The 22,798-nt window shown below is 68.5% G+C and carries 23 protein-coding genes, 1 tRNA gene, 1 other RNA gene and 1 pseudogene; 9 read left to right on the top strand and 17 right to left on the bottom strand.

What is annotated here, in order from left to right; all coding sequences use genetic code 11:
- Positions 1-804, bottom strand: coding sequence for a CoA transferase subunit A (locus HWX58_RS06100; protein ID WP_175986106.1), 804 nt, complete (start codon positions 802-804; stop codon positions 1-3).
- Between the two features lie 104 nt (positions 805-908).
- Between HWX58_RS06100 and HWX58_RS06095 the strand changes: the two genes are divergently transcribed.
- Complete coding sequence (locus tag HWX58_RS06095) at positions 909-1,697, top strand: IclR family transcriptional regulator (protein WP_175986105.1); 789 nt, start codon at positions 909-911, stop codon at positions 1,695-1,697.
- A 10-nt stretch (positions 1,698-1,707) separates the two neighbouring features.
- Here HWX58_RS06095 and HWX58_RS06090 read toward each other — a convergent pair whose 3' ends face one another.
- Positions 1,708-2,049, bottom strand: a complete 342-nt coding sequence (locus HWX58_RS06090; protein WP_175986104.1) for a hypothetical protein — start codon at positions 2,047-2,049, stop codon at positions 1,708-1,710.
- A 19-nt stretch (positions 2,050-2,068) separates the two neighbouring features.
- Between HWX58_RS06090 and HWX58_RS06085 the strand changes: the two genes are divergently transcribed.
- From HWX58_RS06085 to HWX58_RS06060, 6 genes are all read left to right on the top strand, one after another.
- Positions 2,069-2,512 carry a MarR family winged helix-turn-helix transcriptional regulator gene (locus HWX58_RS06085; protein ID WP_175986103.1) on the top strand — a complete coding sequence of 148 codons (444 nt, stop codon included), beginning with the start codon at positions 2,069-2,071 and terminating at the stop codon, positions 2,510-2,512.
- On the top strand, positions 2,509-3,756 hold the full coding sequence (locus tag HWX58_RS06080) for an MFS transporter (protein ID WP_217702951.1): 1,248 nt from the start codon (positions 2,509-2,511) through the stop codon (positions 3,754-3,756). The genes HWX58_RS06085 and HWX58_RS06080 overlap by 4 nt, the downstream gene beginning before the upstream one ends.
- Positions 3,757-3,779: 23 nt before the next feature.
- Positions 3,780-4,256 carry a YbaK/EbsC family protein gene (locus tag HWX58_RS06075; RefSeq protein WP_175986102.1) on the top strand — a complete coding sequence of 159 codons (477 nt, stop codon included), beginning with the start codon at positions 3,780-3,782 and terminating at the stop codon, positions 4,254-4,256.
- A gap of 75 nt (positions 4,257-4,331) precedes the next feature.
- Positions 4,332-4,404: transfer RNA gene (locus HWX58_RS06070), tRNA-Lys, on the top strand.
- Between the two features lie 82 nt (positions 4,405-4,486).
- A complete protein-coding gene (locus HWX58_RS06065; protein WP_175986101.1) occupies positions 4,487-5,290 on the top strand; it encodes an inositol monophosphatase family protein in 804 nt (267 codons plus the stop codon).
- A 1-nt stretch (position 5,291) separates the two neighbouring features.
- On the top strand, positions 5,292-5,864 hold the full coding sequence (locus tag HWX58_RS06060; protein ID WP_175986100.1) for a hypothetical protein: 573 nt from the start codon (positions 5,292-5,294) through the stop codon (positions 5,862-5,864).
- 62 nt (positions 5,865-5,926) lie between these two features.
- Here HWX58_RS06060 and ssrA read toward each other — a convergent pair.
- Positions 5,927-6,296, bottom strand: a transfer-messenger RNA (tmRNA) gene (gene ssrA, locus HWX58_RS06055).
- An 85-nt stretch (positions 6,297-6,381) separates the two neighbouring features.
- Here ssrA and HWX58_RS06050 point away from each other — a divergent pair.
- Positions 6,382-7,047: an SIMPL domain-containing protein gene (locus HWX58_RS06050; protein WP_175986099.1), complete on the top strand. Its 666-nt coding sequence runs from the start codon at positions 6,382-6,384 to the stop codon at positions 7,045-7,047.
- A gap of 6 nt (positions 7,048-7,053) precedes the next feature.
- Here the strand turns inward: HWX58_RS06050 and hflX are convergent, their stop codons facing one another.
- On the bottom strand, positions 7,054-8,556 hold the full coding sequence (gene hflX, locus HWX58_RS06045) for a GTPase HflX (RefSeq protein ID WP_175986098.1): 1,503 nt from the start codon (positions 8,554-8,556) through the stop codon (positions 7,054-7,056).
- Between the two features lie 59 nt (positions 8,557-8,615).
- On the opposite strand from hflX, the gene HWX58_RS06040 reads away from it, so the two are divergent.
- Complete coding sequence (locus tag HWX58_RS06040; RefSeq protein ID WP_175986097.1) at positions 8,616-9,257, top strand: class I SAM-dependent methyltransferase; 642 nt, start codon at positions 8,616-8,618, stop codon at positions 9,255-9,257.
- On the opposite strand, the gene HWX58_RS06035 is transcribed toward HWX58_RS06040, so the two are convergent.
- From HWX58_RS06035 to HWX58_RS05975, 13 genes and pseudogenes are all read right to left on the bottom strand, one after another.
- Positions 9,258-10,640, bottom strand: a complete 1,383-nt coding sequence (locus HWX58_RS06035; RefSeq protein ID WP_175986096.1) for an LLM class flavin-dependent oxidoreductase — start codon at positions 10,638-10,640, stop codon at positions 9,258-9,260.
- A gap of 79 nt (positions 10,641-10,719) precedes the next feature.
- Positions 10,720-11,592 carry a diaminopimelate epimerase gene (dapF, locus tag HWX58_RS06030; RefSeq protein ID WP_175986095.1) on the bottom strand — a complete coding sequence of 291 codons (873 nt, stop codon included), beginning with the start codon at positions 11,590-11,592 and terminating at the stop codon, positions 10,720-10,722.
- Positions 11,547-11,828, bottom strand: coding sequence for a dihydrofolate reductase family protein (locus tag HWX58_RS06025; RefSeq protein WP_175986094.1), 282 nt, complete (start codon positions 11,826-11,828; stop codon positions 11,547-11,549). The genes dapF and HWX58_RS06025 overlap by 46 nt, the downstream gene beginning before the upstream one ends.
- 98 nt (positions 11,829-11,926) lie before the next feature.
- A pseudogene (miaA, locus tag HWX58_RS06020) lies at positions 11,927-12,840 on the bottom strand (tRNA (adenosine(37)-N6)-dimethylallyltransferase MiaA).
- 99 nt (positions 12,841-12,939) lie between these two features.
- Complete coding sequence (gene miaB, locus HWX58_RS06015) at positions 12,940-14,490, bottom strand: tRNA (N6-isopentenyl adenosine(37)-C2)-methylthiotransferase MiaB (protein ID WP_175986093.1); 1,551 nt, start codon at positions 14,488-14,490, stop codon at positions 12,940-12,942.
- Between the two features lie 46 nt (positions 14,491-14,536).
- Complete coding sequence (locus HWX58_RS06010) at positions 14,537-15,232, bottom strand: regulatory protein RecX (RefSeq protein ID WP_175986092.1); 696 nt, start codon at positions 15,230-15,232, stop codon at positions 14,537-14,539.
- Positions 15,232-16,293, bottom strand: coding sequence for a recombinase RecA (recA, locus tag HWX58_RS06005; RefSeq protein WP_175986091.1), 1,062 nt, complete (start codon positions 16,291-16,293; stop codon positions 15,232-15,234). Before recA ends, HWX58_RS06010 begins: the two co-directional genes overlap by 1 nt.
- 255 nt (positions 16,294-16,548) lie before the next feature.
- The gene (locus HWX58_RS06000) at positions 16,549-16,773 is read right to left on the bottom strand and encodes a DUF3046 domain-containing protein (protein ID WP_175986090.1); all 225 of its coding nucleotides are present in this window, start codon (positions 16,771-16,773) and stop codon (positions 16,549-16,551) included.
- 23 nt (positions 16,774-16,796) lie between these two features.
- Positions 16,797-17,105, bottom strand: a complete 309-nt coding sequence (locus tag HWX58_RS05995) for a helix-turn-helix domain-containing protein (protein WP_175986089.1) — start codon at positions 17,103-17,105, stop codon at positions 16,797-16,799.
- Between the two features lie 144 nt (positions 17,106-17,249).
- Positions 17,250-17,732, bottom strand: coding sequence for a CinA family protein (locus tag HWX58_RS05990; protein WP_175986088.1), 483 nt, complete (start codon positions 17,730-17,732; stop codon positions 17,250-17,252).
- Positions 17,729-18,307 (bottom strand): CDP-diacylglycerol--glycerol-3-phosphate 3-phosphatidyltransferase, encoded by a 579-nt coding sequence (pgsA, locus tag HWX58_RS05985; protein WP_175986087.1) that lies wholly within the window; start codon positions 18,305-18,307, stop codon positions 17,729-17,731. Before pgsA ends, HWX58_RS05990 begins: the two co-directional genes overlap by 4 nt.
- Positions 18,307-21,033 carry an FtsK/SpoIIIE family DNA translocase gene (locus HWX58_RS05980; protein WP_175986086.1) on the bottom strand — a complete coding sequence of 909 codons (2,727 nt, stop codon included), beginning with the start codon at positions 21,031-21,033 and terminating at the stop codon, positions 18,307-18,309. The genes pgsA and HWX58_RS05980 overlap by 1 nt, the downstream gene beginning before the upstream one ends.
- 59 nt (positions 21,034-21,092) lie before the next feature.
- Positions 21,093-22,769, bottom strand: coding sequence for a ribonuclease J (locus HWX58_RS05975; RefSeq protein ID WP_175986085.1), 1,677 nt, complete (start codon positions 22,767-22,769; stop codon positions 21,093-21,095).
- Positions 22,770-22,798 lie beyond the last annotated feature (29 nt).

Raw genomic sequence — 22,798 nt, 5'->3', positions numbered from 1 at the left:
TCAGGCTCCTTCCGTGGTGGTCGCCGGCTGCGAGGCCGCCGGCTGTGAAACCGTGCGCCGCTCGATGCGCTTCTCGATGTCCGTGCCGACCTCGACGACGCGGTGCACGAACACGCCCGGGAGATGGACGCTGTCGGGGTCGATCTCGCCGGGCTCGACGAGCCTCTCGACCTGGGCGATGCACACCCGGCCGGCCATTGCGGCGAGCGGGTTGAAGTTGCGGGCGGCCTTGTTGAACACGAGGTTGCCGTGGCGGTCGCCGACGGCGGCGTGCACGAGTGAGAAGTCCGTGGTGATGGCCTCTTCGAGCACGAAGTCCTTCTGGACGCCGCCGACGTCGAAGGGGCGCACCTCCTTCACGGGCGAGGCGACGGCGATCGAGCCGTCGGCGTTGTAGCGGCGCGGCAGGCCGCCTTCGGCGACCTGGGTGCCGACGCCCGTCTGCGTGAAGAACGCCGAGACGCCGGATCCGCCTGCGCGCAGCTTCTCGGCGAGCGTGCCCTGTGGGGTGAGTTCGAGCTCGAGCTCACCGGAGAGGAACTGCCGCTCGAACTCCTTGTTCTCGCCGACGTACGACGACGTCATCTTGCGGATCCGCTGCGCGTTCAGCAGGATGCCGAGGCCCCAGTCGTCGACGCCGCAGTTGTTGCTGACGATGCTGAGGTCGGTCGTGCCCTGTGCGAGCACGGCCTCGATGAGGGCGATCGGGTTTCCGGAGAGGCCGAACCCGCCGACGGCCAGGGAGTCACCGTCCTGGATATCGGCGACGGCTTCGGCGGCCGAGGACCATTGCTTGTCGATCACGCAGCACTCCTTCGGGTCAGGTCTTCCTCCAGCATCCGCCTTCCGAGTCCGTACTCGAAGCGCCTTCTTGCGATGTGGTCGGATCTGCGGATAGCGTCCACATTGTGGACACCTCGAATCGTTCCGTGCCGGGCGCGCAGGCGGTCGCCAGAGCAGCGCGGCTCCTGCGCCTGGTGACGTCGACCGCCGGCGACGGCGCGGCGCTGCAGGACCTCGCCAGGACCGCCGACCTCTCGCGTTCGACGACGCACCGGCTCCTGTCCGCCCTGCGGGCCGAGGGGCTCGTCGACCGCGATGAGGAGAGCGGGCTGTGGATGCCGGGCCCTGAGCTGTTCCTGATGGGATCCGTGGCCGCAGCGCGGTACGACGTGACCGCCCTCGCCCGCGACATCGTGCGCGCCCTGGCCGTCAAGACCGAGGAGAGCGCGTTCCTCTCGGTGCGCCGCGCGGATGAGACCGTGTGCCTGCTGCGGGAGGAGGGGTCTTTCCCCATCCGCTCGTTCGTCCTGAGCGAGGGGGTGCGCTTCCCGCTCGGGGTCGCGAGCGCCGGGCTCGCGATCCTCTCGTTCCTGCCTGACCACGATGTGGATGCCTATCTCGACCGGCATCCCGACCTCAGCGAGCGCTGGGGCAGGACGCATGCGCGCGCTCCCCTGCGACGCCGCCTGGCGGAGACGAAGGAGCGGGGCTTCGCCGTGAACCCCGGACTCATCGTCAACGGCAGCTGGGGCATGGGTGCCGCTGTCTTCGACCGCACGGGCCGCCCGGAGTGGGCACTGAGCCTCACCGGCGTCGAGTTCCGCTTCGGCCCCGACCGGATCGCCGACCTGGGACGCACGCTCATGGCGCACGCGCATCAGCTGTCGTCCCGCATCGCGGGCGCCAGGCGCTGACTCCATCCGCTCAGGCGTCCACGGCCGCGATCGCCGATTGCACGAGCGGTGCGAGCTGCCGCGCCCCCCGCTCGCTCATCACGACCGTATAGTGGTTCAGCCCCTCCAGGTGCCGATGGGCGACCTCGGGGTGGTCCGCGAGCAGCCGCTCCCGGTGAGCCGCCCGGTACAGTCCGGGCTCCGCGTTCTGCAGACCGCGGCTCCAGTCGCCCCCGCACGCGGGGTGGTTCGGCCAGAAGCCCTCCCCGTACTGCGCCGCATCGGTCCAGCGCGTCGAGAGGCGCTCGGCCGTCGGCCCCAGGATGATCGACACGAGCTGCTCCGGCTCGCATGCCCGCGGGGTCCATGCCAACTAATATATATTAGTTGGTATGAATAGCCCCGACGTCATCTCGTCGATCGTGGTCTCCGCGCACGCGCTGGCTCGCATCGCCGCGCAGGATGCCGAGAACGACGCACCCGCAGCCCAGTGGCGCGCGCTCACTCTGCTCGAGCGGACCCCAGGAAGACGTGTCGGGGAGCTCGCCCGCGCCTCGCGCACGACCCAGCCGGGAATGACGCGACTGGTGGGCGACCTGGAGCGCGCCGGACTCGTTACCCGCTCCCCCGATCCCTCCGATTCGCGCGCGACCGTCGTCGACATCACACCGGAGGGACTGCGGGCACTCGCGGAGTGGCGCGAATCATTCCGCGCCGCGCTCGCACCGCGCTTCGCCGACCTCGACACCGCGGACTGGGACGCACTGCGCCGCTCGGCCGAGATCCTCGCCGCGCACAGCATCGAAGAATCCGAACAGACAGGAGAGAACGCGTGAACACGGCCGTCTCAGGCGACGCGACAGCAACCGGATCGATCTGGCGCCAGCCCGCCCAGGTTTGGGCCGTCGCCTTCGCGAGCGTCGTCGCATTCATGGGCATCGGCCTCGTCGACCCGATCCTCCCGGCGATCGCCGAGTCGCTGCAGGCGAGCCCGACCGAGACCGAACTGCTGTTCACCAGTTACCTGCTCGTCACGGGGGTGGCGATGCTCATCACGAGCTGGGTCTCCAGCCGCATCGGAGCAAAGGCGACGCTGATGATCGGATTGGGCCTGATCGTGGCGTTCGCCCTGGCCTCGGCGCTCAGCGGCAGCGTCGACGCGATCATCGGATTCCGGGCCGGGTGGGGCCTGGGCAATGCCCTGTTCATCTCGACGGCACTGGCGACGATCGTCGGCTCCGCGTCCGGCGGCAGCGGTGCGGCGATCGTGCTCTACGAGGCGGCGCTCGGCCTCGGCATCGCGATCGGGCCGCTGCTGGGCGGACTGCTCGGCGAGGTCAGCTGGCGCGGTCCGTTCTTCGGCGTCGTCGCCCTCATGGCCATCGCCTTCATCGCCGTGTTCACGCTGCTGCGCGGTTCCGGCGAGAAGCGGGTACCCGTGCGGTTCTCGGCGCCGTTCACGGCGCTCGGACGCCCGGCCCTCGCGATCCTCGCCGTGGCGGCGCTGTTCTACAACATCGGCTTCTTCGTGCTGCTCGCGTTCTCGCCGTTCCCGCTGGGCTTCGGCGCGATGGGCATCGGGTTCACGTTCTTCGGCTGGGGCGCGGCACTGGCGATCACCAGCATCTGGCTGGCGCCGTGGATGATGAGGCGCATGTCGCGCACGGCGATCATCCTCACGATGCTGCCCCTGCTCGCGGTCGACCTTGTCGCCGCGGGAATCCTCGCCGAGACGGCATCCGCACTCGTCGTCTGCATCATCATCGGCGGCCTGCTCCTCGGCGTCATGAACACCGTCCTCACCGAAGCCGTCATGGAGGCGACCGACCTCCCGCGATCGGTCGCCTCGTCGGCGTACTCGGCCGTGCGCTTCATCGGCGGCGCGATGGCTCCACCGATCGCCGCCCTGCTGTGGCACGCGTTCAACTCGACCGTGCCGTACCTGTTCGCCGCGGCGTCCGTCCTCGTCGCCGCGCTGACCGTTCTCCTCGGGCGGAGGATCCTCGCTCGGATCGACGATGAGCCCAAGGATCGCGTCGCCGAGGACGCCGAGGCCATCACGGTCGGCGACGCCGCCTGACACGCCCGGGTACGTTGGCACCCATGAGTGAAACCCTCCCCGAGCGCAGTCGCATCGTCAGCCAGCACCTGGAAGCGGCCGGCATCGTACCTGCGATCCGGGTGCTGCCCGATTCCGCCCGCACCGCCGCGGAAGCGGCAGCGGCCATCGGCTGCGAGGTCGCGGCGATCGCGAACAGCCTCGTGTTCCTCGCCGACGACGAGCCCGTGCTCGTGATGACCAGCGGCGGCCACCGCGCCGACCTCGCCGTGCTCGCCTCCGAACTGGGAGCGGAGGCCGTGCACATGGCGCCGGCATCGGTCGTGCGGGCCGCGACCGGTCAGGCGATCGGCGGCGTCGCGCCAATCGGACACCCGACGCGGTTGCGCACGTTCCTCGACGAGAAGCTCCTCGACTTCGATGAGATCTGGGCGGCCGCCGGGCATCCGCACACCGTCATGCCCCTGACCTTCGAGACCTTGCAGCGGCTCACAGGCGGTCGCACGATCACAGTCGAGTGAGGATGCGGCGCCGATTTCGCATGAGGCTGCGAAACTGGTAATGTAATTCCTCGGCCGGGAGAGATCCCAGACCATGCGCCTCTAGCTCAATCGGCAGAGCAATTGACTCTTAATCAATGGGTTCAGGGTTCAAGTCCCTGGGGGCGCACGGATCAGCCCCGAAGCACTCTCGCCAGTGCTCCGGGGCTTTTCTGCATTCCGGCGACGATCGCGCCGACTAGTCTGAGAGCGTGACCGATTCCCCTGACGCGGCAGGCCTCGCCGCCGATCTCGATCTCGCTCTGCGGCTGGCGGACGCCGCGGATGCCGAGTCGCTCCCCCGCTTCGACGCCGCGGATCTGCAGATCTCGACGAAGGCCGATCGCACCCACGTGACGGATGCGGACCTTGCCACCGAGCGCACGCTCCGCGCGATGCTCGCCGACGAGCGTCCCGCCGACGGCATCTTCGGCGAGGAGTTCGGCTCGTCCGGCGACACGCAGCGGCAGTGGATAATCGACCCGATCGACGGCACGGCGAACTTCATGCGCGGGGTGCCGCTGTGGGGCACGATGATCGCGCTCGCCGTCGACGGCGTACCCCAAGTCGGCGTCGTGAGCATGCCAGCGCTGGGGCGACGCTGGTGGGCCAGCACAGGAGCGGGCGCGTGGACCGCGGCGCATCCCCGGCCCCGGCAGATCCGCACGTCGGCGGTATCGTCCCTCGACGACGCCGCGGTCAGCTTCCAGAGCATCACCCAGTGGGCCGATGCCGGGCACCTTCCCGCCCTGCTCCGCCTCGCGGACCGGGTCTGGCGTGATCGCGCTCTAGGCGACGTGTACGCCTACATGCTGCTCGCCGAGGGCCGGCTCGAGATGGTGGCGGAGTTCGATGTAAAGGAGTACGACATCGCCGCTGCCGTGCCGATCGTGCGCGAGGCCGGCGGCTCCTTCACCTCGTTCGACGGCAACGACAGCATCTCCGAGCGGTCGGTGCTCGCATCCAACGGCATCCTGCACGATGCCTTCCTCGATCTCGTACATGAGGCGGCCTGAGATGAACCGCAGAATCCCCGTCATGGCGCTCGCGTCGATCGCTGTGCTCGCCGGTGTCTCCGGATGCGCGGCCGAGCCCGAAGTCGCCCCGACCAGTACCCCGACGCCCACCGCTTCGGCACCGGATCCGGCTTCCACGCCCGAACCTGTCGAGACCGAGCCGGTGGAGGCTCCGGGCGCCGAGCCGACCTGCGAGACGATCCTCGCGCCGAGCACGACGGCGATGTTCGCCGAGCAGGGCTGGACGTTCGAGCAGCAGGAGTTCCGCATCGGCGAGGACATCGTCGCGGACGGCTTCGAGTGCGTGTGGGGCGACTACACCGTGCCCTCCGATCACGTGCAGGTGTTCGGCTGGGCGCCGATGGATGCCGCGGCGTCCACGTCGGCGCAGCAGAAACTCCTGTCGCAGGGTTGGCTCCGGGCGGACGCCGACGGGCACCTGTACATCACCGAGGATCCTGACTACGCCTTCGCCGTGGACGAGGACGGCTACGGCATGACGTACGAGTTCGGCGACGGGTGGGTGACCCTCGCCGACACCCGGCAGGGCCTCCTGCTCATCCAGCGGCCGTGACAACACGACGAAGGCCCGTGGCGGATCTCTCCGCCACGGGCCTTCGTCATGTGACAGCGGTTCGGTGGAGCTGGGGGGAATCGAACCCCCGTCCAGCGCTGAGTATCCACGGCTTCTCCGGGCGCAGTCTGTGCAGACGTTCTGCTCGGCTCCGACCTTTGTCACAGACACCTAAGTCGACAAGCCCAGCCTGGGAAGAGTCCCACGTGACGTCCAGACGCCGTCACGCAGCAAGATTCCTAGATGACGCCAGGATCCGTATCGGAATCACATACGGTCTGACGGACTATCGGGCTCGCTTATGCAGCGAGGGCGAAGTCGTTGCGCTTGGATTCGGCAACTATATTTTTGCAGGGAGCGTTCACGAGATAACCCTGCATCCTCGGCCCGCTTCTCGTGGATTCACAGGCGCTGTCGAAACCGATCAGCCCCGTGTTCCTTCTTGCGAAAGGACCGCTGTCACACTGTGGAATTACCATCTCGGAAACCGGAGCATCCGAGCATTACAGTCTACACCATGAGCGACGTCACAATCACCGTCCGGGGCGAGCACGAGGAGCGCATCGCTCCCGAGCGCGCCACCATCCACGTCACGGTCCGCACGGAGGGCGCCGCGCGCGCAGCCGTCGTGGATCACGCCATGCGACTGGCCGAACCGGTTCGCACCGGGCTCTCCGAACGGCAGGCTGCCGGAACGCTCATCGAATGGACCAGCAAGCGCCTCGCGGTGCGCGCGGAGCGCCCGTGGAACAACCAGGGCAAGCGCCTCGCGCTCGTGTACCACGCGAGCATCGACTTCACCGCGACGTTCGGCGAGGCCTCTGAGCTGTCGGTCTGGGTGTCCGAGATCTCTGCATGGGACGGTGTCGAGGTCGGCTGGGTGAACTGGCACCTCACACCGCAGACGCGTGCCGACGTCGAGCGCGAAGTCGCATCCGCGGCGGTCGGCGTCGCCGTGCAGCGCGCCCAGGCGTACGCCGGCGCCCTCGGACTCGAATCCGTCACGCCGTTGGAGATCGCGGACACCGGTCTCATCTCTCGCGAGCAGTCGCCCGCCCCGCAGATGATGAAGGCGCGCGGCGCGGCCTTCGCGACATCCGCGGAGTCCGGGCCCGCCATGGAGTACGAGCCGGAGGACATCGTGGTCTCGGCGACCGTCGAGGCCCGCTTCACCGCTCGCTGAGGCGCGTCAGCTGCGGAATGGAGCCAGTTCCGCCGCGAGGCGCTCCGAGACGTGCGCGTGGATCTGCGTCCCGTGCTCGCCGTGCTCCGCCGAGGCGAGGATGCCCGTCTCGTGCACGGCCGCGACGAGGTCTCCCCTGTCGTACGGCACGAGGGCGTGCACCTCGACGGCCGGCATCGGCAGGGCCTCATCGATCGCGGCGCGCAGCTGCGCGATCCCCTCGCCGGTGCGCGATGAGACGAAGTGCGCCTTCGGCTCGAGGCCCTGGAGCACGAGCCGTTCGTCCTCGGGGATGATGTCGGCCTTGTTGAACACGACGATCTCGGGCAGGTCTCGGGCGCCCACGTCGCCCATGACGTCGCGCACCGTCTGCAGCTGACCGGCGGGGTCGGGGTGGGACCCGTCCACGACGTGCAGGACGATGTCGGCGTCGCCGACCTCCTCGAGCGTCGAGCGGAACGCCTCGACGAGTTGGTGCGGCAGGTTCCGCACGAAACCGACGGTGTCGGTGAACGTGTAGACGCGGCCGTCATCGGTCGTGGTCCGGCGCACCGTGGCATCCAGCGTCGCGAACAACGCGTTCTCGACGAGGACGCCGGCGCTGGTGAGCGCATTGAGCAGACTCGACTTGCCGGCGTTCGTGTACCCGGCGATCGCGACCGACGGGATCGTGTTGCGCTTGCGCTCGGCGCGCTTGGCGTCGCGCGCGGGTGCGAAGTCGCGGATCTGGCGACGCAGCTGCGCCATGCGCGTACGGATGCGGCGACGATCGAGTTCGATCTTCGTCTCACCGGGACCGCGGGAGCCCATACCGGCACCGCCTGCTCCGACCTGGCCACCGGCCTGGCGACTCATAGAGTCACCCCAGCCGCGCAGACGAGGCAGCAGGTACTCGAGCTGCGCGAGTTCGACCTGGGCCTTGCCCTCGCGGCTCTTGGCGTGCTGGCTGAAGATGTCGAGGATCACGGTGGTGCGATCGATCACCTTGACCTTCACCACGTCCTCCAGCGCGCGGCGCTGGCTGGGTGCGAGCTCGGTGTCGGCGATGACCGTGTCGGCGCCGGTCGCGGCGACCAGGTCCTTCAGCTCCTGCGCCTTGCCCCGGCCGAGGTACGTGGCGGGGTCGGGATGCGGGCGCCGCTGCAGCACGCCGTCGAGCACGACGGCGCCTGCCGTCTCGGCGAGGGCGGCCAGTTCGCGCAGCGAGTTCTCGGCATCCGTCTGCGCGCCCTGCGGGTAGACGCCGACCAGCACGACGTTCTCGAGCCGCAGCTGGCGGTACTCGACCTCGGTGACGTCCTCGAGCTCAGTGGAGAGCCCGGCGACGCGGCGCAGCGCATGGCGATCGTCGAGATCCCACTGGTCTCCGTCGCGGTCGCCGTACGCGGCCGTGCCGGCATCCTGCAGCGCCTGGGCCGCACCGAACACTCTCGCCTCGGTGCGCTTCTCTGCGCTCGCGATCACACGATCGAGGGTCTCGTCGTGGGTGTCATGTGTGGTCTTCGTCATCCTCTGCCTTCTACGTTCGGCGTCTTAATGTTAACCCGCCCGTCCGGTACGCTCGCCCTATGGGGTCCGATCACTACTTCTCTGCGACCCCGGCAAGTGCGGAGAATCTTCGGACCATTCGGGTGACTCTCGCCGGTCGCGACCTCGAGGTCACCACCGCTGGCGGCGTGTTCAGTCCCGACCGCCTGGACGCCGGGACGGCCGTGCTCCTCGCCAACATGCCGCCGCTGCCGCCCGGCGGCGACTTCCTGGACCTCGGTTGCGGATGGGGTCCGATCAGTCTCACGATGGCTCTCGCCTCGCCGCATGCGACCGTCTGGGCCGTCGACGTCAATGAGCGCGCACTGGACCTCGTCCGCCGGAATGCCGATGAGCTGGGTCTTACGAATGTCAACGCCGTACGGCCGGACGATGTTCCCGACGACATCCGATTCCGCACCATCCGATCGAACCCGCCGATCCGCGTGGGCAAGAACGTGCTGCACGACATGCTCGAGCGCTGGATCCCCCGGCTGGACGAGCGCAGCGATGCGTGGCTGGTCGTCCAGCGCAATCTCGGCGCGGATTCGCTGCAGCGCTGGCTCGCCGCGACCTTCACGCCCGGCTACAGCGTGTTCCGCTCGGCCACGGGCAAGGGATTCCGCGTGATCAAGGTGCGCAAGCACGGCTCTCCCCCGACGGAGCCGATCGCGCTGGCGTGATCAGACGCCGACCCTGTTCCCGATCTTGAAGCCGGCACCGCGGTGCTCGTCCGGCAGCCGGTCTCCGCGGCCGTGCAGCTTGTTGCGCAGCGTGCCGGGGGCGTACCCGGTCTGATAGACACCACGGCGCTGCAGCTCCGGGACGATGAGCGTCACGACGTCCTCGAACGTGCCCGGTGTGATCGCGTAGGCGAGGTTGAATCCGTCGACGTCGGTCTCCTCCACCCATTCCTGCAGGAAGTCGGCGACCTCCTCCGGCGACCCGACGACGCGGGGCCCGAGGCCCCCGATGCTGCCGAGCTTGGCGATGTCGCGCACCTTCCACTCCTTGCCGGAGTCGTCGGCCTGCTGGAAGTTCGCCACCGTCGACTGGATCGCGTTGCTCTTGACGTTGCCGATGGGCTCGTCGAGCTCGAACTGCGACAGGTCGATCCCCATCCATCCCGACATGAACACCAGCGCACCTTCGTCGCTCGCGTACTGCAGGAACTCCTCGTGCTTCGCGTGCGCCTTCTCGCTCGTCTCGTCGGTGATGATCGTGAGCAGCGTATAGATCTTCGCCGAGTAGCGGTCGCGTCCTGCCGCCTCAAGGGCGTCGCGGATGCGCTTCACGGTGCCGGCGAGCACCGTCTTGGTCGGGGCCGCGACGAAGATCGCCTCGGCGTTGCCCGCGGCGAACGCGATCCCGCGCGGCGAGGCGCCGGCCTGGAAGATCACCGGCGTGCGCTGCGGCGACGGCTCGGAGATGTGGATGCCGGGAACCGTGAAGTGCTCGCCGCTGTGACCGATCTCGTGCACCTTGGCCGGGTCGGTGAAAACCCCGGCCTCGCGGTCGCGGACGACCGCGTCGTCCTCCCACGAGCCTTCCCAGAGCTTGTAGGTCACCTCGAGGTACTCGTCCGCGACGTCGTAGCGCTGGTCGTGCTCGAGCTGGTCGTCGTGCCCCATGTTGCGCGCGGCGGAGGGCAGATACCCTGTGACGACGTTCCAGCCGACTCGTCCGTTCGTCAGGTGGTCGAGCGTCGTCATGCGGCGCGCGAAGGGATACGGATGCTCGTACGCGGTGCCGGCGGTGATGCCGAAGCCGAGGTTCTCGGTGACCGCCGCCATCGCGCTCACGAGCAGGATCGGGTCGTTCACGGGCACCTGTGCGGCGTGGCGGATGGCCGCCTCGTTGGAGGAGCCGTAGACGTCGTAGGTGCCGAGGACATCCGCGATGAAGAGGCCGTCGAAGTGGCCGCGCTCGAGCAGCTGCGCGAGCTCGATCCAGTAGCCGAGCTCCTTGTAGCGCGCTGACTGATCCTGCGGGTGCCGCCACATCCCGGAGGACTGGTGGGCGACGCAGTTCATGTCGAAGGCGTTGAAGCGGATCTGTTTGCTCATGCGCACCATCGTCACCGGACGGCGGCTGCACTGTCACTCCGAGTCGTCACACGACGACTCATTGCGCTCCGCCGACGTGTCAGGCGAGGTCGACCGTGCCGCTGAAGACGAGCTGCGCGGGCCCGGAGAGCGCGACGTGCTCGCCGTCCTCCGCGGGGAACATCCGCACGCCGAGCGTGCCGCCCGGCACCTCGACGCGCCAGTTGTCGGGGGCGCGGTCCCCCGCCCAGTAGCGGACCGCCAGTGCCGTGGCCGCCACGCCGGTTCCGCAACTGAGGGTCTCGCCGACCCCGCGCTCGAACACGCGCATCGAGACGTGCCCGATGCCGTCTCGGACGAGCGGTTCGCCGGGGACGACGAACTCGACGTTCGCGCCGTTTGGCAGCGCCGGGTCGAGTTCGGGGATGTATTCGAGTTCGAGGCCTTCGAGCTCCTGCTCGGATGCCAGGGCGACGACGACGTGCGGATTGCCGACGTCGATGCCCAGGCCCGGGCGGGCCACATCGAGCCCGCGGGCCTTGGCGAGGGGGTTGTCGCCCGACAGCTTCCACCGGCCGAGGTCGACCTGGTATCCGTTCGCACTGGTCGTCACGTCGCGGATGCCCGCCCGTGTGCCGATCGGCAGCGTCGAGCCCTGTTCGATCGTGGCCAGTCCCGCTCGGAGGAGGTAGTGCGCGAACACCCGGACGCCGTTGCCGCACATCTCGGCGATCGACCCGTCGGCGTTGCGGTAGTCCATGAACCACTCGGCCGCCGGCTCTTCGGCCAGAGCAGCCGCGCCTTCGGGAATCGCCGTCGAGCGGACGACGCGCAGCACGCCGTCGGCTCCGATGCCGAAGTGGCGGTCGCACAGAGCGGCGACCTGCTCCGGCGTGAGGTCGAGCTCCCCGTCGGGGTCGGCGATGATCACGAAATCGTTGCCCGTGCCGTGACCCTTGGTGAATGCGACCATGGATCCAGTCTATTCAGCGCGGAGCACGCGATATCGCCGCACAGGAACGCCCGATTGCGGGCGACGTCGATGAGCTCGAGGTCGAGAGAGCGCGGCAGCACCGGAGCACCGCTGCCGAGCGTGACGGGCGCGTACTGCAGCCAGACCTCGTCGAGCAGCCCCGCGTCGACGAACTGCCCGGCCAGGTCTCCCCCGCCGACGATCCAGATGTCCTTGTCGCCCGCCGCCGCGGTCATGGCCGCGTGGACGGAAGTCCTGCTTCAGCGACCAGTCGAGCGAATGGTCCGCGCGGCGATGAATCCGTCCAGACTCGTCGCCGTGAAGAAGTGGGTCGTCATCCCGCCAGGATGTCACGGGGGTCGGACATCGGCGAGAGCCACTCGATGCCGGGGTATCGCTTGAACCACGACACCTGTCGCCGGGCGTACCGGCGGGTGAGGGCCTGCGTCTCGGCGATGGCCTCGGCTTCGGTCTTCTCCCCGCCAGCGCGCGAGCGCCTGCGCGTAGCCGATCGCGCGCGGTGCGGTGGTGCCGCGTTGGATCCCGTCCGCGCGCAGGCGCGGCCTCCTCGAGCATGCCCTGCTCCCACATGCGCTCCACCCGGGCATCGAGCCGGGCGACGAGTTCCGCGCGGTCCGCCTCGACTCCGAGGATCCGTGTCCGCGGGTGCCACAGCAGGGGTTCGTCGGGGAGCGCCGCGCCGTGGGTCTGCGCGCCCTGCTCGATCACCTCGAGCGCGCGCACGATGCGCCGGCCGTTCTTCGGGTCGACGCGGGCCGCGGTGACGGCATCCACCTGCTGCAGCCGTGCGAAGAGGGCACCGGCGCCCTGCTCGTCGAGTTCTCGTTCGAGCCGCTGGCGCACTGCGGGGTCGCGGGGCGGGAAGCGGAAGTCGAAGATCACGCTCGAGACGTAGAGACCGGACCCGCCCACGAGGACGGCGTCGCCGCCGCGTGCGTGGATGGTCTCGATCGCCGCCCGCGCGAGCGGTTGATACCAGGCCACGGCGGCGTCCTGGGTGACCTCGCGGACGTCGAACAGGTGGTGCGGGATGCCGCGGCGCTCGTCGACGGAGAGCTTGGCCGTGCCGACGTCCATGCCGCGGTAGAGCTGCATGGCGTCGGCGTTGACGATCTCGGCGGGGTTGCCGCTTTCGTGCAGCGCCTCGGCGAGGCGGAGTGCGAGGTCGCTCTTGCCTGTGCCCGTGGCGCCGACGATCGCCCAGATGCGCGGATCCCGATCACTCATGTCGACGCCCCCGCCTGTCGTCGATGCCCCGGCTGGCGACGCGTCGGCGAGGGGCCTCGGCGACCAGCGGGGGCCTCGGCGGAACAGGAGGAGACGGGATCAGACACCGACGCGGAGCGTGGGCAGGCCCAGTGAGACAGCGCGCGGGCCGCCGGATGCGCCCGAGGGGGCGGGGACGCCGCAGGACTCCGCCTGTGCGCGATCCCAGGCATCGCCACCGCGCGTGCGCCGGATGCGCAGCGGCGCGCCCGTCGGGTCGTCCGCCAGGAGGTGGAACGGCGCACCGTGGGTGATCGTCACGGTCACCACGTCACCGGGGCGCGGCAGGTCGGAGCCGGGGGTCACTTCGAAGTGCACGAGCCGGTTGTCCTGCGCGCGGCCGGTGAGGCGGTGCGTCTCGGCATCCTTCTTGCCCTCGCCGACGGAGACGAGAACCTCGACTTCGCGGCCGACCTGCTTCTGGTTCTCCTCGAGCGAGATGCGCTCCTGCAGGGCGATCAGCCGCTCGTAGCGCTCCTGGACGACGGCCTTGGGAACCTGATCCTCCATCGTCGCGGCGGGCGTCCCCTCACGGATCGAGTACTGGAACGTGAAGGCGTTGGCGAACCGCGCCTGCTCGACGACGCGCATGGTGTCCTCGAAGTCCTCGTCGGTCTCGCCGGGGAACCCCACGATGATGTCGGTGGAGATCGCCGCATGCGGAATGCGCTCGCGCACGCGGTCGAGGATGCCGAGGAACTTCTCGCTCCGATAGGAGCGGCGCATCGCCTTGAGGATGCGGTCGCTGCCGGACTGCAACGGCATGTGCAGCTGGGGCATGACATTGGGCGTCTCCGCCATCGCATCGATGACATCGTCGGTGAACGCCGCAGGGTGGGGACTTGTGAAGCGCACCCGCTCGAGTCCGTCGATCTGACCGGTGGCGCGCAGCAGCTTGCCGAAGGCCTGCCGGTCGCCGAACTCCACGCCGTAGGAGTTGACGTTCTGGCCGAGCAGGGTGACCTCGATCGCGCCGTCCTCGACGAGGAGGCGGATCTCGTTCAGGATGTCGCCGGGCCGGCGGTCCTTCTCCTTGCCCCGCAGGCTCGGGACGATGCAGAACGTGCAGGTGTTGTTGCAGCCGACCGAGATCGATACCCAGCCGCTGTGCGCCGAGTCGCGCTTGGTCGGGAGGGTCGACGGGAAGACCTCGAGCGACTCGAGGATCTCGAGCTCGGCATCGCCGTTGTGCTTGGCGCGCTCGAGCAGGCCGGGGAGCGACCCCATGTTGTGGGTGCCGAAGACGACGTCCACCCACGGAGCCTTGTCGAGCACGGCATCCTTGTCCATCTGGGCGAGGCAGCCGCCGACCGCGATCTGCATGCCCTCCTTGCGGCGCTTGACCGAAGCGAGGTGTCCGAGTGTGCCGTACAGCTTGCCTGCGGCGTTGTCGCGCACGGCGCACGTGTTGATGATGACGACGTCGGCCTCGGCGCCCGTCTCGGCGCGCAGATATCCGGCGCTCTCCAGGGATCCGGAGAGTCGTTCGGAGTCGTGCACGTTCATCTGGCACCCGAAGGTGCGCACCTCGTACGTGCGCTGACGGCCGTCGGCATCGACGGACGCAGAGGACGCCGAGATGATCGTCGGTTCGCTGCGGGGAATAGTCATGGTGCTCCCTATTCTACGAGGGCGCGCCCGCGGACGGACTCGGGGGTCAGTCCGAGTCGACGAACCTCACGCCCGTCCTCGGCGCCCCGAGGGATGCCTCGCCCAACGCCGTGCGGGCGGCATTGGCGGCGACCGATCCGCCGTAGCCTCGGCGTGCGAGTTGACCAATCAGTCGGCGCAGCGCCGTGTCGAAGTCGAGCCTCGACAACGACCGGGCCTTGGTCCTGGCGAACTCGAGAGCCCGTTCGGCATCGTCATCGGGAAGGTCGCCGAGGGCGGTGTCGATGACGTCGCGCGGGATCCCGCGCTGGGCGAGCGCGCGCGACAGCGCCACACGACCCTGCCCCTTGCGCTCGACCCCGGAGATCACCAGATGCTCGGCGAGCAGGGAGTCGTCGAGGTAGCCGCGTTCGCAGAAGCGGTCGATCACGTCGTCGATACGGCCCTGGTCGAGGTCGTGGCCCCGGAGCACCTGACGCGCCTCTGAGACCGAGAGCGACCTCGCGCGCAGTTTGCGCACAAGAGCCTCCTCGGCCCGTTGGGCGAAGTCATCGGCATCGGGTTCGCCGTGTTCGACCGTCCGATCCGGACGAGGACCCGGCGCCGCATCCCTGTCGATCGTGACCGCCGGGCTGTCGACCTCCCGGGGCTGCAGATCGGACGCTCGTGCGACTCGTCCGCCGAAGAGCGGAATGACGGGGGCGAGGCGGTCCTCGCCCCCGTCATCGTGCGTGTGCGGCATCAGGCCGGGCGGCGCTTAGCCAGCTCGTCTGCACCGGCCGGTGCAGCTGCCGTGTCGGCCGCCGGTCCTCCGATTCCGAGCTTCTGCTTGATCTGCGTCTCGATTGTCAGTGCGATGTCGGGGTTCGCGATCAGGAAGTTGCGAGCGTTCTCCTTGCCCTGGCCGAGCTGGTCGCCGTCGTAGGTGTACCAGGAGCCCGACTTCTTCACAATGCCGTGCTCGACGCCGAAGTCGATCAGGCTGCCTTCGCGGGAGATGCCGACGCCGTAGAGGATGTCGAACTCGGCCTGCTTGAACGGCGGCGCCATCTTGTTCTTGACGACCTTGACACGCGTGCGGTTTCCGACCGCCTCGGTGCCGTCCTTGAGCGTCTCGATCCGACGGATGTCCATGCGGACCGACGCGTAGAACTTCAGCGCCTTGCCGCCGGCGGTGGTCTCGGGAGATCCGAAGAACACGCCGATCTTCTCGCGCAACTGGTTGATGAAGATCATGGTCGTGTTGGTCTGGTTCAGACCACCGGTCAGCTTGCGCAGCGCCTGCGACATGAGGCGGGCCTGCAGGCCGACGTGCGAGTCGCCCATCTCGCCCTCGATCTCGGCGCGCGGCACGAGAGCTGCGACGGAGTCGACGACGATGAGGTCGATCGCCCCGGAGCGCACGAGCATGTCGGCGATCTCGAGAGCCTGCTCACCGGTGTCAGGCTGCGACACCAGCAGAGCGTCGATGTCGACGCCGAGCTTCTTGGCGTACTCGGGGTCGAGCGCGTGCTCGGCGTCGATGAACGCCGCGATGCCGCCGGCGCGCTGCGCGTTGGCGATGGCGTGCAGCGTCAGGGTCGTCTTACCCGACGACTCCGGGCCGTAGATCTCGACGATGCGTCCACGCGGGAGGCCGCCCACACCGAGGGCGACGTCGAGGGCGATGGAGCCCGTCGGGACGACGGCGACAGGTGCGCGCTCGTCGCTGCCCAGTCGCATGACCGAGCCCTTTCCGAACTGACGGTCGATCTGGGCGAGAGCCGATTCCAGGGACTTCTCGCGGTCTGCGGTTGATGGCATGACGTGCTCCTCATATGTTCGCGTGGTGCCGCCTGTAGGCTGTCGCGGCCACCCCGGCTGGGGTGGACTCTCCGACAAGGCGTATGGCTCCTGGGCCTGTGATCACCGTAGGAGGGGCATCCGACATTGCGTCGGATTCGCCACGAACGGTGGACGACAGCGCTTCGTAACCACTTGTGCAGAACGATACGCGCGCTTCGAACACATCTTCGACGACACGCCGGGCTCGTCGGAGTGAACCGTCGACGCGGAGACTCAGTGCCGGCGCGGTTCCAGTCGGCCGACGCCGTAGCGGCGCTCAGGCGGAACATCCATCTCGGCGCACAGCGCGGCCCAGATCTCCCGCGGAGGCACGCCGCTCTCCAATGCCTCTGCGGCCGTGCGGTTTCCGACCGCTCCGAGCACGAGATCGCTCATGAGCGCGACGGAGCGTCCACCGAACTCATCTTCGACCGCGCGATGGAACTCGCTGCGTCGCATCCGTCGTCCTGATTCGCCTCGGGTCAGTGCAGGGACAGTTCGGGCTCGACCGACGCCACCAGGTCGTCGGGAACCACATCGGGGAAGACCTGGATGCCCTCGAGCACGGAGATCCGGTCTCCGACCTCGCGCATGATCCGCGAGATGGGGACGTCGAGCGCCTCGGCGACCGATGCGAGGATCTCGCTGGACGCCTCCTTCTGGCCGCGTTCGACCTCACTCAGGTATCCGAGCGCCACCGACGCCTTGCTCGCGACCTGCCGGAGCGTGCGCCCCTTCTGCAGGCGGAAGTCCCTCAGCACATCGCCGATCTCCTGTCGGACAAGAATCATCGGAACCTCCTCTCCATTCCCCGGATCGGAGTCGCCTCCGAACGGATCGCCAGTCTAACCCGACTTTCTGCTGAAAACGCTACCGTTTCACGCTGTGGTTTCGTTGAGAACGACACATCTTCCACAACGCGGGCCCCGCGGGTGCTATTCCCCGAGTGCTGTCAGCACCGCGGCGACCGCCGCCTGCACGGACGCGGCGCGCACGGCGGCGCGGCCTCCGTCGAATCGGAAGCCGTACGCATGCGCACCGTCCGGTGTCGCGACGCCGATGTGCACCGTGCCGACCGGCTGGCCGTCCGGCGAGTCGGGCCCTGCGATCCCGGTCGTGGAGACGCCGACGTCGGCGCGGCGGCCGTCGACCTGCACCGCCTCGCGGACGCCTCTCGCCATCTGGATCGCGACCTGGGGATGCACCGCTCCATGTTCTGCGAGCAGTGCGGCATCCACCCCGAGCAGTGAAGCCTTGACGGGCGTCGCGTAGGCCACCACTCCCCCGAGAAGCGTCGCCGACGCACCGGGGACCGAGACGATCTCGGCGCTGAGCGCTCCCCCGGTCAGTGATTCGGCGACGCCGATGGTCCAGCCGCGGGCCGTGAGGGCGGCGACGAGCCGTGCCGCGTCGCTCATGTCCGGTCGGCGCGTGAGCCGCGAACCTGCGAGACGACGTAGTCGATACCGCTGGCTACGGTCAGCACGAGCGTCGCGTACATGAGGACCATGCCGACGCCGGTCCACCAGTCCATGCCGATCCACTGGTGGAGCGGAAGCAGCCACCAGCTCAACGCCACGCCCTGGAACGCCGTCTTGAGCTTGCCCATCCAGGCGGCCGCGACGATGTGATCGTTCGCGACCAGGAAGCGGTGGATCGTGATGCCCCACTCGCGGATCAGGATGACGACGACGACCCACCAGGGCCATTCGCCGAGGATGGCGAGCCCGACGAAACCGGCGCCGGTGAGCAGCTTGTCGGCGATCGGGTCCCAGAGCTTGCCGAAGTCGCTGACGATGTCGTACTTGCGGGCCAGATACCCGTCGACCCAGTCCGTGGAGATCGCGAGTACGAAGAGTCCGCCGGCGACCCAGCGCATCACCATGTCACCGTGACCGTACATGCCGCCGAGCAGCAGCAGCACGAAGAAGACGACGGCCAGCGGGATACGGGCGACCGTGATCGCGTTCGGCAGCTGCCGGGGAATCGTCATCAGTCGCGGCCCGTCAGGCCCCAGGCGTCTTCGTCGCCCTGATCCTCGTCGACGACCGGGAGCCCCTCGAACTGCGATTCGATCGGGTCGCGGCCGTAGTCGACGGACTCGGCGGCGGGAGCCGCGGGAGCCGTGGGCGCGGGCGGTGCATCCTCGCCGCGCAGCTTGGCCATCACGGCGGGCAGCTGTTCGGCGGTGACGAGCACGTCGCGGGCCTTCGAGCCCTCGGAGGGACCGACGATCTCTCGCGACTCGAGCAGATCCATGAGGCGACCCGCCTTCGCGAAGCCCACCCGCAGCTTGCGCTGCAGCATGGAGGTCGATCCGAACTGCGACGACACCACGAGCTCGGCCGCGGCGAGAAGCACCTCGAGGTCGTCGCCGATGTCTTCGTCGACCTCCTTCTTCTTGGCAGGGTCCATGGCCTCCTGCACATCGGCGCGGTACTCCGGCCGAGCCTGTGCGGTGACGTGCTTGACGACGGCGTCGATCTCGGTCTCCTCGACCCAGGCGCCCTGCAGACGGAACGGCTTCGACGACCCCATGGGCGAGAACAGAGCATCACCCTGACCGATGAGCTTGTCGGCACCGGGAGCATCCAGGATCACGCGGCTGTCGGTGACGCTCGTCACCGCGAACGCGAGCCGGGACGGAACATTCGCCTTGATGAGACCGGTCACGACGTCCACGCTCGGGCGCTGCGTCGCCAGCACGAGGTGGATGCCGGAGGCACGGGCGAGCTGGGTGATGCGGACAATCGAGTCCTCGACGTCGCGCGGGGCGACCATCATGAGGTCGGCGAGCTCGTCGACGACGACGAGCAGGTACGGGTACGGCTTGAGCACCCGCTCGCTGCCGGCCGGCACCTCGACCTCGCCGGCGCGGACGGCCTTGTTGAAGTCGTCGATGTGGCGGAACCCGAACGACGCGAGGTCGTCGTACCGCATGTCCATCTCCTTCACCACCCACTGAAGCGCCTCAGCGGCCTTCTTCGGGTTGGTGATGATGGGCGTGATCAGATGCGGGACGCCTGCGTAGCTGGTGAGCTCCACGCGCTTGGGGTCGATGAGCACCATGCGCACATCGGCCGGCCGTGCCCGCATCAACAGGCTGGTGATCATCGAGTTCACGAAGCTCGACTTACCGGATCCGGTGGATCCGGCCACGAGCAGGTGGGGCATCTTGGCGAGGTTCGCGACGACGATGTTGCCGCCGACGTCCTTGCCGACGCCGATCGTCATCGGGTGCGTGCTCTTCTGCGCGGCGGGCGAGCGCAGCACGTCGCCGAGGGCGACCATCTCCTTGTCGGCGTTCGGGATCTCGATGCCGATCGCGCTCTTGCCGGGGATCGGCGAGAGGATGCGGACGTCGTTGGATGCCACGGCGTAGGCGAAGTTGTTCGACAGCTGCGTGATCTTCTCGACCTTGACGCCGTGCCCGACCTCGACCTCGTACTGCGTCACCGTCGGTCCGCGGGAGAAACCGGTCACCTTGGCGTCGACCTTGAACTGCTCCAGCACGCTGGTGAGCTGCTGGATCACCTTGTCTGTGGCGTCCGAGCGCACCACCGGCGGCGGGCCCTCACGGAGCACGCCGGGCGAGGGCAGCACATAGGGCGCGCTCGGCGCCTGCAGCCCCCGCTCCCCCGGCCCGTCGGTGCCGAACCCGGAGAGTCCGGGCAGCTCGGGCTGCTCACCGGTGTCGCCCGAGTCGTCGAGCAGAGCCGTGCCGCTCTGCCCCGGGAGCCCCTGCATGACGCCGGCGACGTCGCTGAGCACCTCGGTGGCGGCATCCGACGGGTCGTCGAGGATGACCGCCTGGTCGTATGCCGTGTTCGTGTGGGCATCGTCTGCGCCCGAGAGCAGTTCGGTGAGATCCTGCGAGCCGATCCCCTCGTCCGGGTCCTCTTCTCGGCCGCTCTTGTTGCGGCGCCACCACGGCAGCGAGTCCTCTTCGGCGATCTCGACGAGGTCGCCGGATGACCCGTCCGAATCCTTCTCGACCCGCTCCGGGCGCTCCGCCCCGAACATCCAGGCGTACAGGTCTCCGAGACGCTGCCCGATCTTGTTCGGCGGCGTCTTGGTGATGATGAGGATGCTCAGCAGAGCGAGCAGGCTCAGCACGATGTAGGCGACGATGTCCGTCAGGTATGACAGCGGCTCGCCCAGCATCCATCCGAACAGACCGCCGGCTGCGCTCAGGGCGGGCATGCCCTGCCGCGGCTCGGGCTGGCCGCCCGCGACGTGGCAGATGCCGGCGATCGAGATCACGAACAGACCGAATCCGATGCCGATGCGGCCGTTGTCGTGCACCGATGACGGATGCCGGAACAGCCAGCCGGCGAGGATCAGCAGCATGACGGGCATGAGGAACGCCGTGCGCCCGATCAGCCCGCCGACCGTGTAGGCGCTGATGTTCTGCGCGACCTCGTTGCCGATGAAGAACCACTCGTCGACGGCGCCGAGGCACGCGAGGATCACGAGGAGGAACGGGAATCCGTCGCGTCGCTGATCCTTCTCGAGGACCTCGGGGCCGAACGCGCGGAACAGCCCGCCGACGCCGTGGGCGAGCCCGACCCACGCGCGGACGAGGACCGAGGGCTTGTCGTCCTCGTCGATGTACTTCTTCGGTGCCGCGGGGATCTTCTTCGTCGGGGCCGTCTGCGCCTTGGCGCGCGAGGTCGTCTTCTCAGACGCGCGCGAGGTCTTCGTGGTGCTCCTGGCCATGATCACAGACTACGTTCAGCCACCGACGACGCCGCGTAATGACGCGGCTTTCCGCCGATTCAGGCTTCGATGACCAGCGGCACGATCATGGGCCGGCGACGCAGCTTCTGGTTCACCCAGCGCCCGATCGTTCGGCGCACGACCTGCGACAGCGCGTGCGTGTCGCGCACGCCGTTGCCCGCGGCCTCCTTGAGCGCCGCGACGATCTTCGGGACGACGTCCTCGAAGACCGCGTCGTCCTCGGCGATGCCGCGGGCGTGGATCTCGGGGCCGGAGATGATGCGGCCGGTGGTCGCGTCCACGACGACGATGATCGACACGAACCCCTCCTCGCCGAGGATGCGGCGGTCCTTGAGATCGGCATCCGTGATCTCGCCCACCGTCGAGCCGTCCACGTAGACGAAACCGATGTCGTGCTGGCCGGCGACGCGCGCCTCACCGTCCTTGAGGTCGATGATCGTTCCGTTGGAGGCCAGGAACGTGTTCTCGACCGGGACGCCGGTCTTCTGCGCGAGCTTGGCGTTCGCCATGAGGTGACGGTACTCGCCGTGCACCGGGAGCACGTTCTTGGGCTTGAGGATGTTGTAGCAGTACAGCAGCTCACCGGCAGCCGCGTGTCCGGAGACGTGCACGCGAGCGTTCGCCTTGTGCACGACGTTCGCGCCGAGCTTGGTCAGGCCGTCGATCACGCGGTAGACGGCGTTCTCGTTGCCCGGGATGAGGCTCGAGGCGAGGATGACGGTGTCGCCCTCACCCGGCTCGATGGCGTGGTCGAGGTTCGCCATGCGGCTGAGCACCGCCATCGGCTCGCCCTGCGATCCGGTCGACATGTAGACGATCCGGTCGTCGGGGAGGTCCTTGGCCTTCTTGTAGTCGATGAGCACGTTCTCGGGCACCTTGAGGTAGCCGAGGTCTGCGGCGATGCCCATGTTGCGGACCATGCTGCGTCCGAGCAGCGCGACCCGGCGGCCGTTCGCGTGCGCCGCGTCCAGCACCTGCTGAACACGGTGCACATGGCTCGAGAAGCTCGCGACGATCACGCGGCGCTGCGCCTTCGCGATCACCTGATCGAGCACGGGTCCGATTGAGCGCTCGGTGGGCGTGAAACCGGGGACGTCGGCGTTCGTGGAGTCGACGAGGAACAGGTCGACGCCTTCCTCGCCGAGACGCGAGAACGCCCGGAGGTCGGTGATGCGGCCGTCCAGCGGCAGCTGGTCCATCTTGAAGTCGCCCGTGGCCAGGACGAGACCCGCGGGCGTGCGGATCGCGACCGCCAGGGCATCGGGGATCGAGTGGTTCACGGCGACGAATTCGAGGTCGAACGGCCCGACCTTCTCCTGCTGCCCCTCCTTCACCGTGAGGGTGAAGGGCTTGATGCGGTGCTCCTTGAGCTTCGCCTCGACGAGCGCGAGGGTGAGCCCGGATCCGATCAGGGGAATGTCGCCCTTGAGCCGCAGCAGGTACGGCACGGCGCCGATGTGGTCCTCGTGGCCGTGCGTGAGCACGACGCCGACGATGTCGTCGAGACGGTCCTTGATCGGCTCGAAGTCGGGCAGGATCAGGTCGACGCCCGGCTGGTGGTCCTCGGGGAAGAGCACGCCGCAGTCGACGATGAGGATCTTGCCGTCGAACTCGAAGGTGGTCATGTTCCGGCCGACCTCGCCGAGGCCGCCGAGCGGGATGATGCGGAGTGTTCCCTCCGCGAGCTGTTCCGGGGCGGCGATGGGAATGGACATTGATGTCTCCTCAGTCGGTCACGATTCGT

The organism is Microbacterium tenebrionis (genome assembly GCF_903645325.1).
Classification (GTDB): Bacteria; Actinomycetota; Actinomycetes; order Actinomycetales; family Microbacteriaceae; genus Microbacterium; species Microbacterium tenebrionis.
Note: the sequence above shows the minus strand (reverse complement) of the source record. Positions and strands in the feature narration are given on the sequence as shown.

Bases quoted from the DNA above. Each gene is read 5' to 3' on its own strand.
- HWX58_RS06040 (WP_175986097.1), top strand. From the start codon at position 8,616: ATGGGGTCCGATCACTACTTCTCTGCGACCCCGGCAAGTGCGGAGAAT.
- hflX (WP_175986098.1), bottom strand. From the start codon at position 8,556: ATGACGAAGACCACACATGACACCCACGACGAGACCCTCGATCGTGTG.
- HWX58_RS05995 (WP_175986089.1), bottom strand. From the start codon at position 17,105: ATGATTCTTGTCCGACAGGAGATCGGCGATGTGCTGAGGGACTTCCGC.
- HWX58_RS06085 (WP_175986103.1), top strand. From the start codon at position 2,069: ATGAATAGCCCCGACGTCATCTCGTCGATCGTGGTCTCCGCGCACGCG.
- pgsA (WP_175986087.1), bottom strand. From the start codon at position 18,307: ATGACGATTCCCCGGCAGCTGCCGAACGCGATCACGGTCGCCCGTATC.
- HWX58_RS06075 (WP_175986102.1), top strand. From the start codon at position 3,780: ATGAGTGAAACCCTCCCCGAGCGCAGTCGCATCGTCAGCCAGCACCTG.
- HWX58_RS06035 (WP_175986096.1), bottom strand. From the start codon at position 10,640: ATGAGCAAACAGATCCGCTTCAACGCCTTCGACATGAACTGCGTCGCC.
- miaB (WP_175986093.1), bottom strand. From the start codon at position 14,490: ATGACTATTCCCCGCAGCGAACCGACGATCATCTCGGCGTCCTCTGCG.
- HWX58_RS06025 (WP_175986094.1), bottom strand. From the start codon at position 11,828: ATGACCGCGGCGGCGGGCGACAAGGACATCTGGATCGTCGGCGGGGGA.
- dapF (WP_175986095.1), bottom strand. From the start codon at position 11,592: ATGGTCGCATTCACCAAGGGTCACGGCACGGGCAACGATTTCGTGATC.
- HWX58_RS05975 (WP_175986085.1), bottom strand. From the start codon at position 22,769: ATGTCCATTCCCATCGCCGCCCCGGAACAGCTCGCGGAGGGAACACTC.
- HWX58_RS05990 (WP_175986088.1), bottom strand. From the start codon at position 17,732: ATGAGCGACGCGGCACGGCTCGTCGCCGCCCTCACGGCCCGCGGCTGG.
- HWX58_RS06000 (WP_175986090.1), bottom strand. From the start codon at position 16,773: ATGCGACGCAGCGAGTTCCATCGCGCGGTCGAAGATGAGTTCGGTGGA.
- recA (WP_175986091.1), bottom strand. From the start codon at position 16,293: ATGCCATCAACCGCAGACCGCGAGAAGTCCCTGGAATCGGCTCTCGCC.
- HWX58_RS06050 (WP_175986099.1), top strand. From the start codon at position 6,382: ATGAGCGACGTCACAATCACCGTCCGGGGCGAGCACGAGGAGCGCATC.
- HWX58_RS06060 (WP_175986100.1), top strand. From the start codon at position 5,292: ATGAACCGCAGAATCCCCGTCATGGCGCTCGCGTCGATCGCTGTGCTC.
- HWX58_RS05980 (WP_175986086.1), bottom strand. From the start codon at position 21,033: ATGGCCAGGAGCACCACGAAGACCTCGCGCGCGTCTGAGAAGACGACC.
- HWX58_RS06010 (WP_175986092.1), bottom strand. From the start codon at position 15,232: ATGCCGCACACGCACGATGACGGGGGCGAGGACCGCCTCGCCCCCGTC.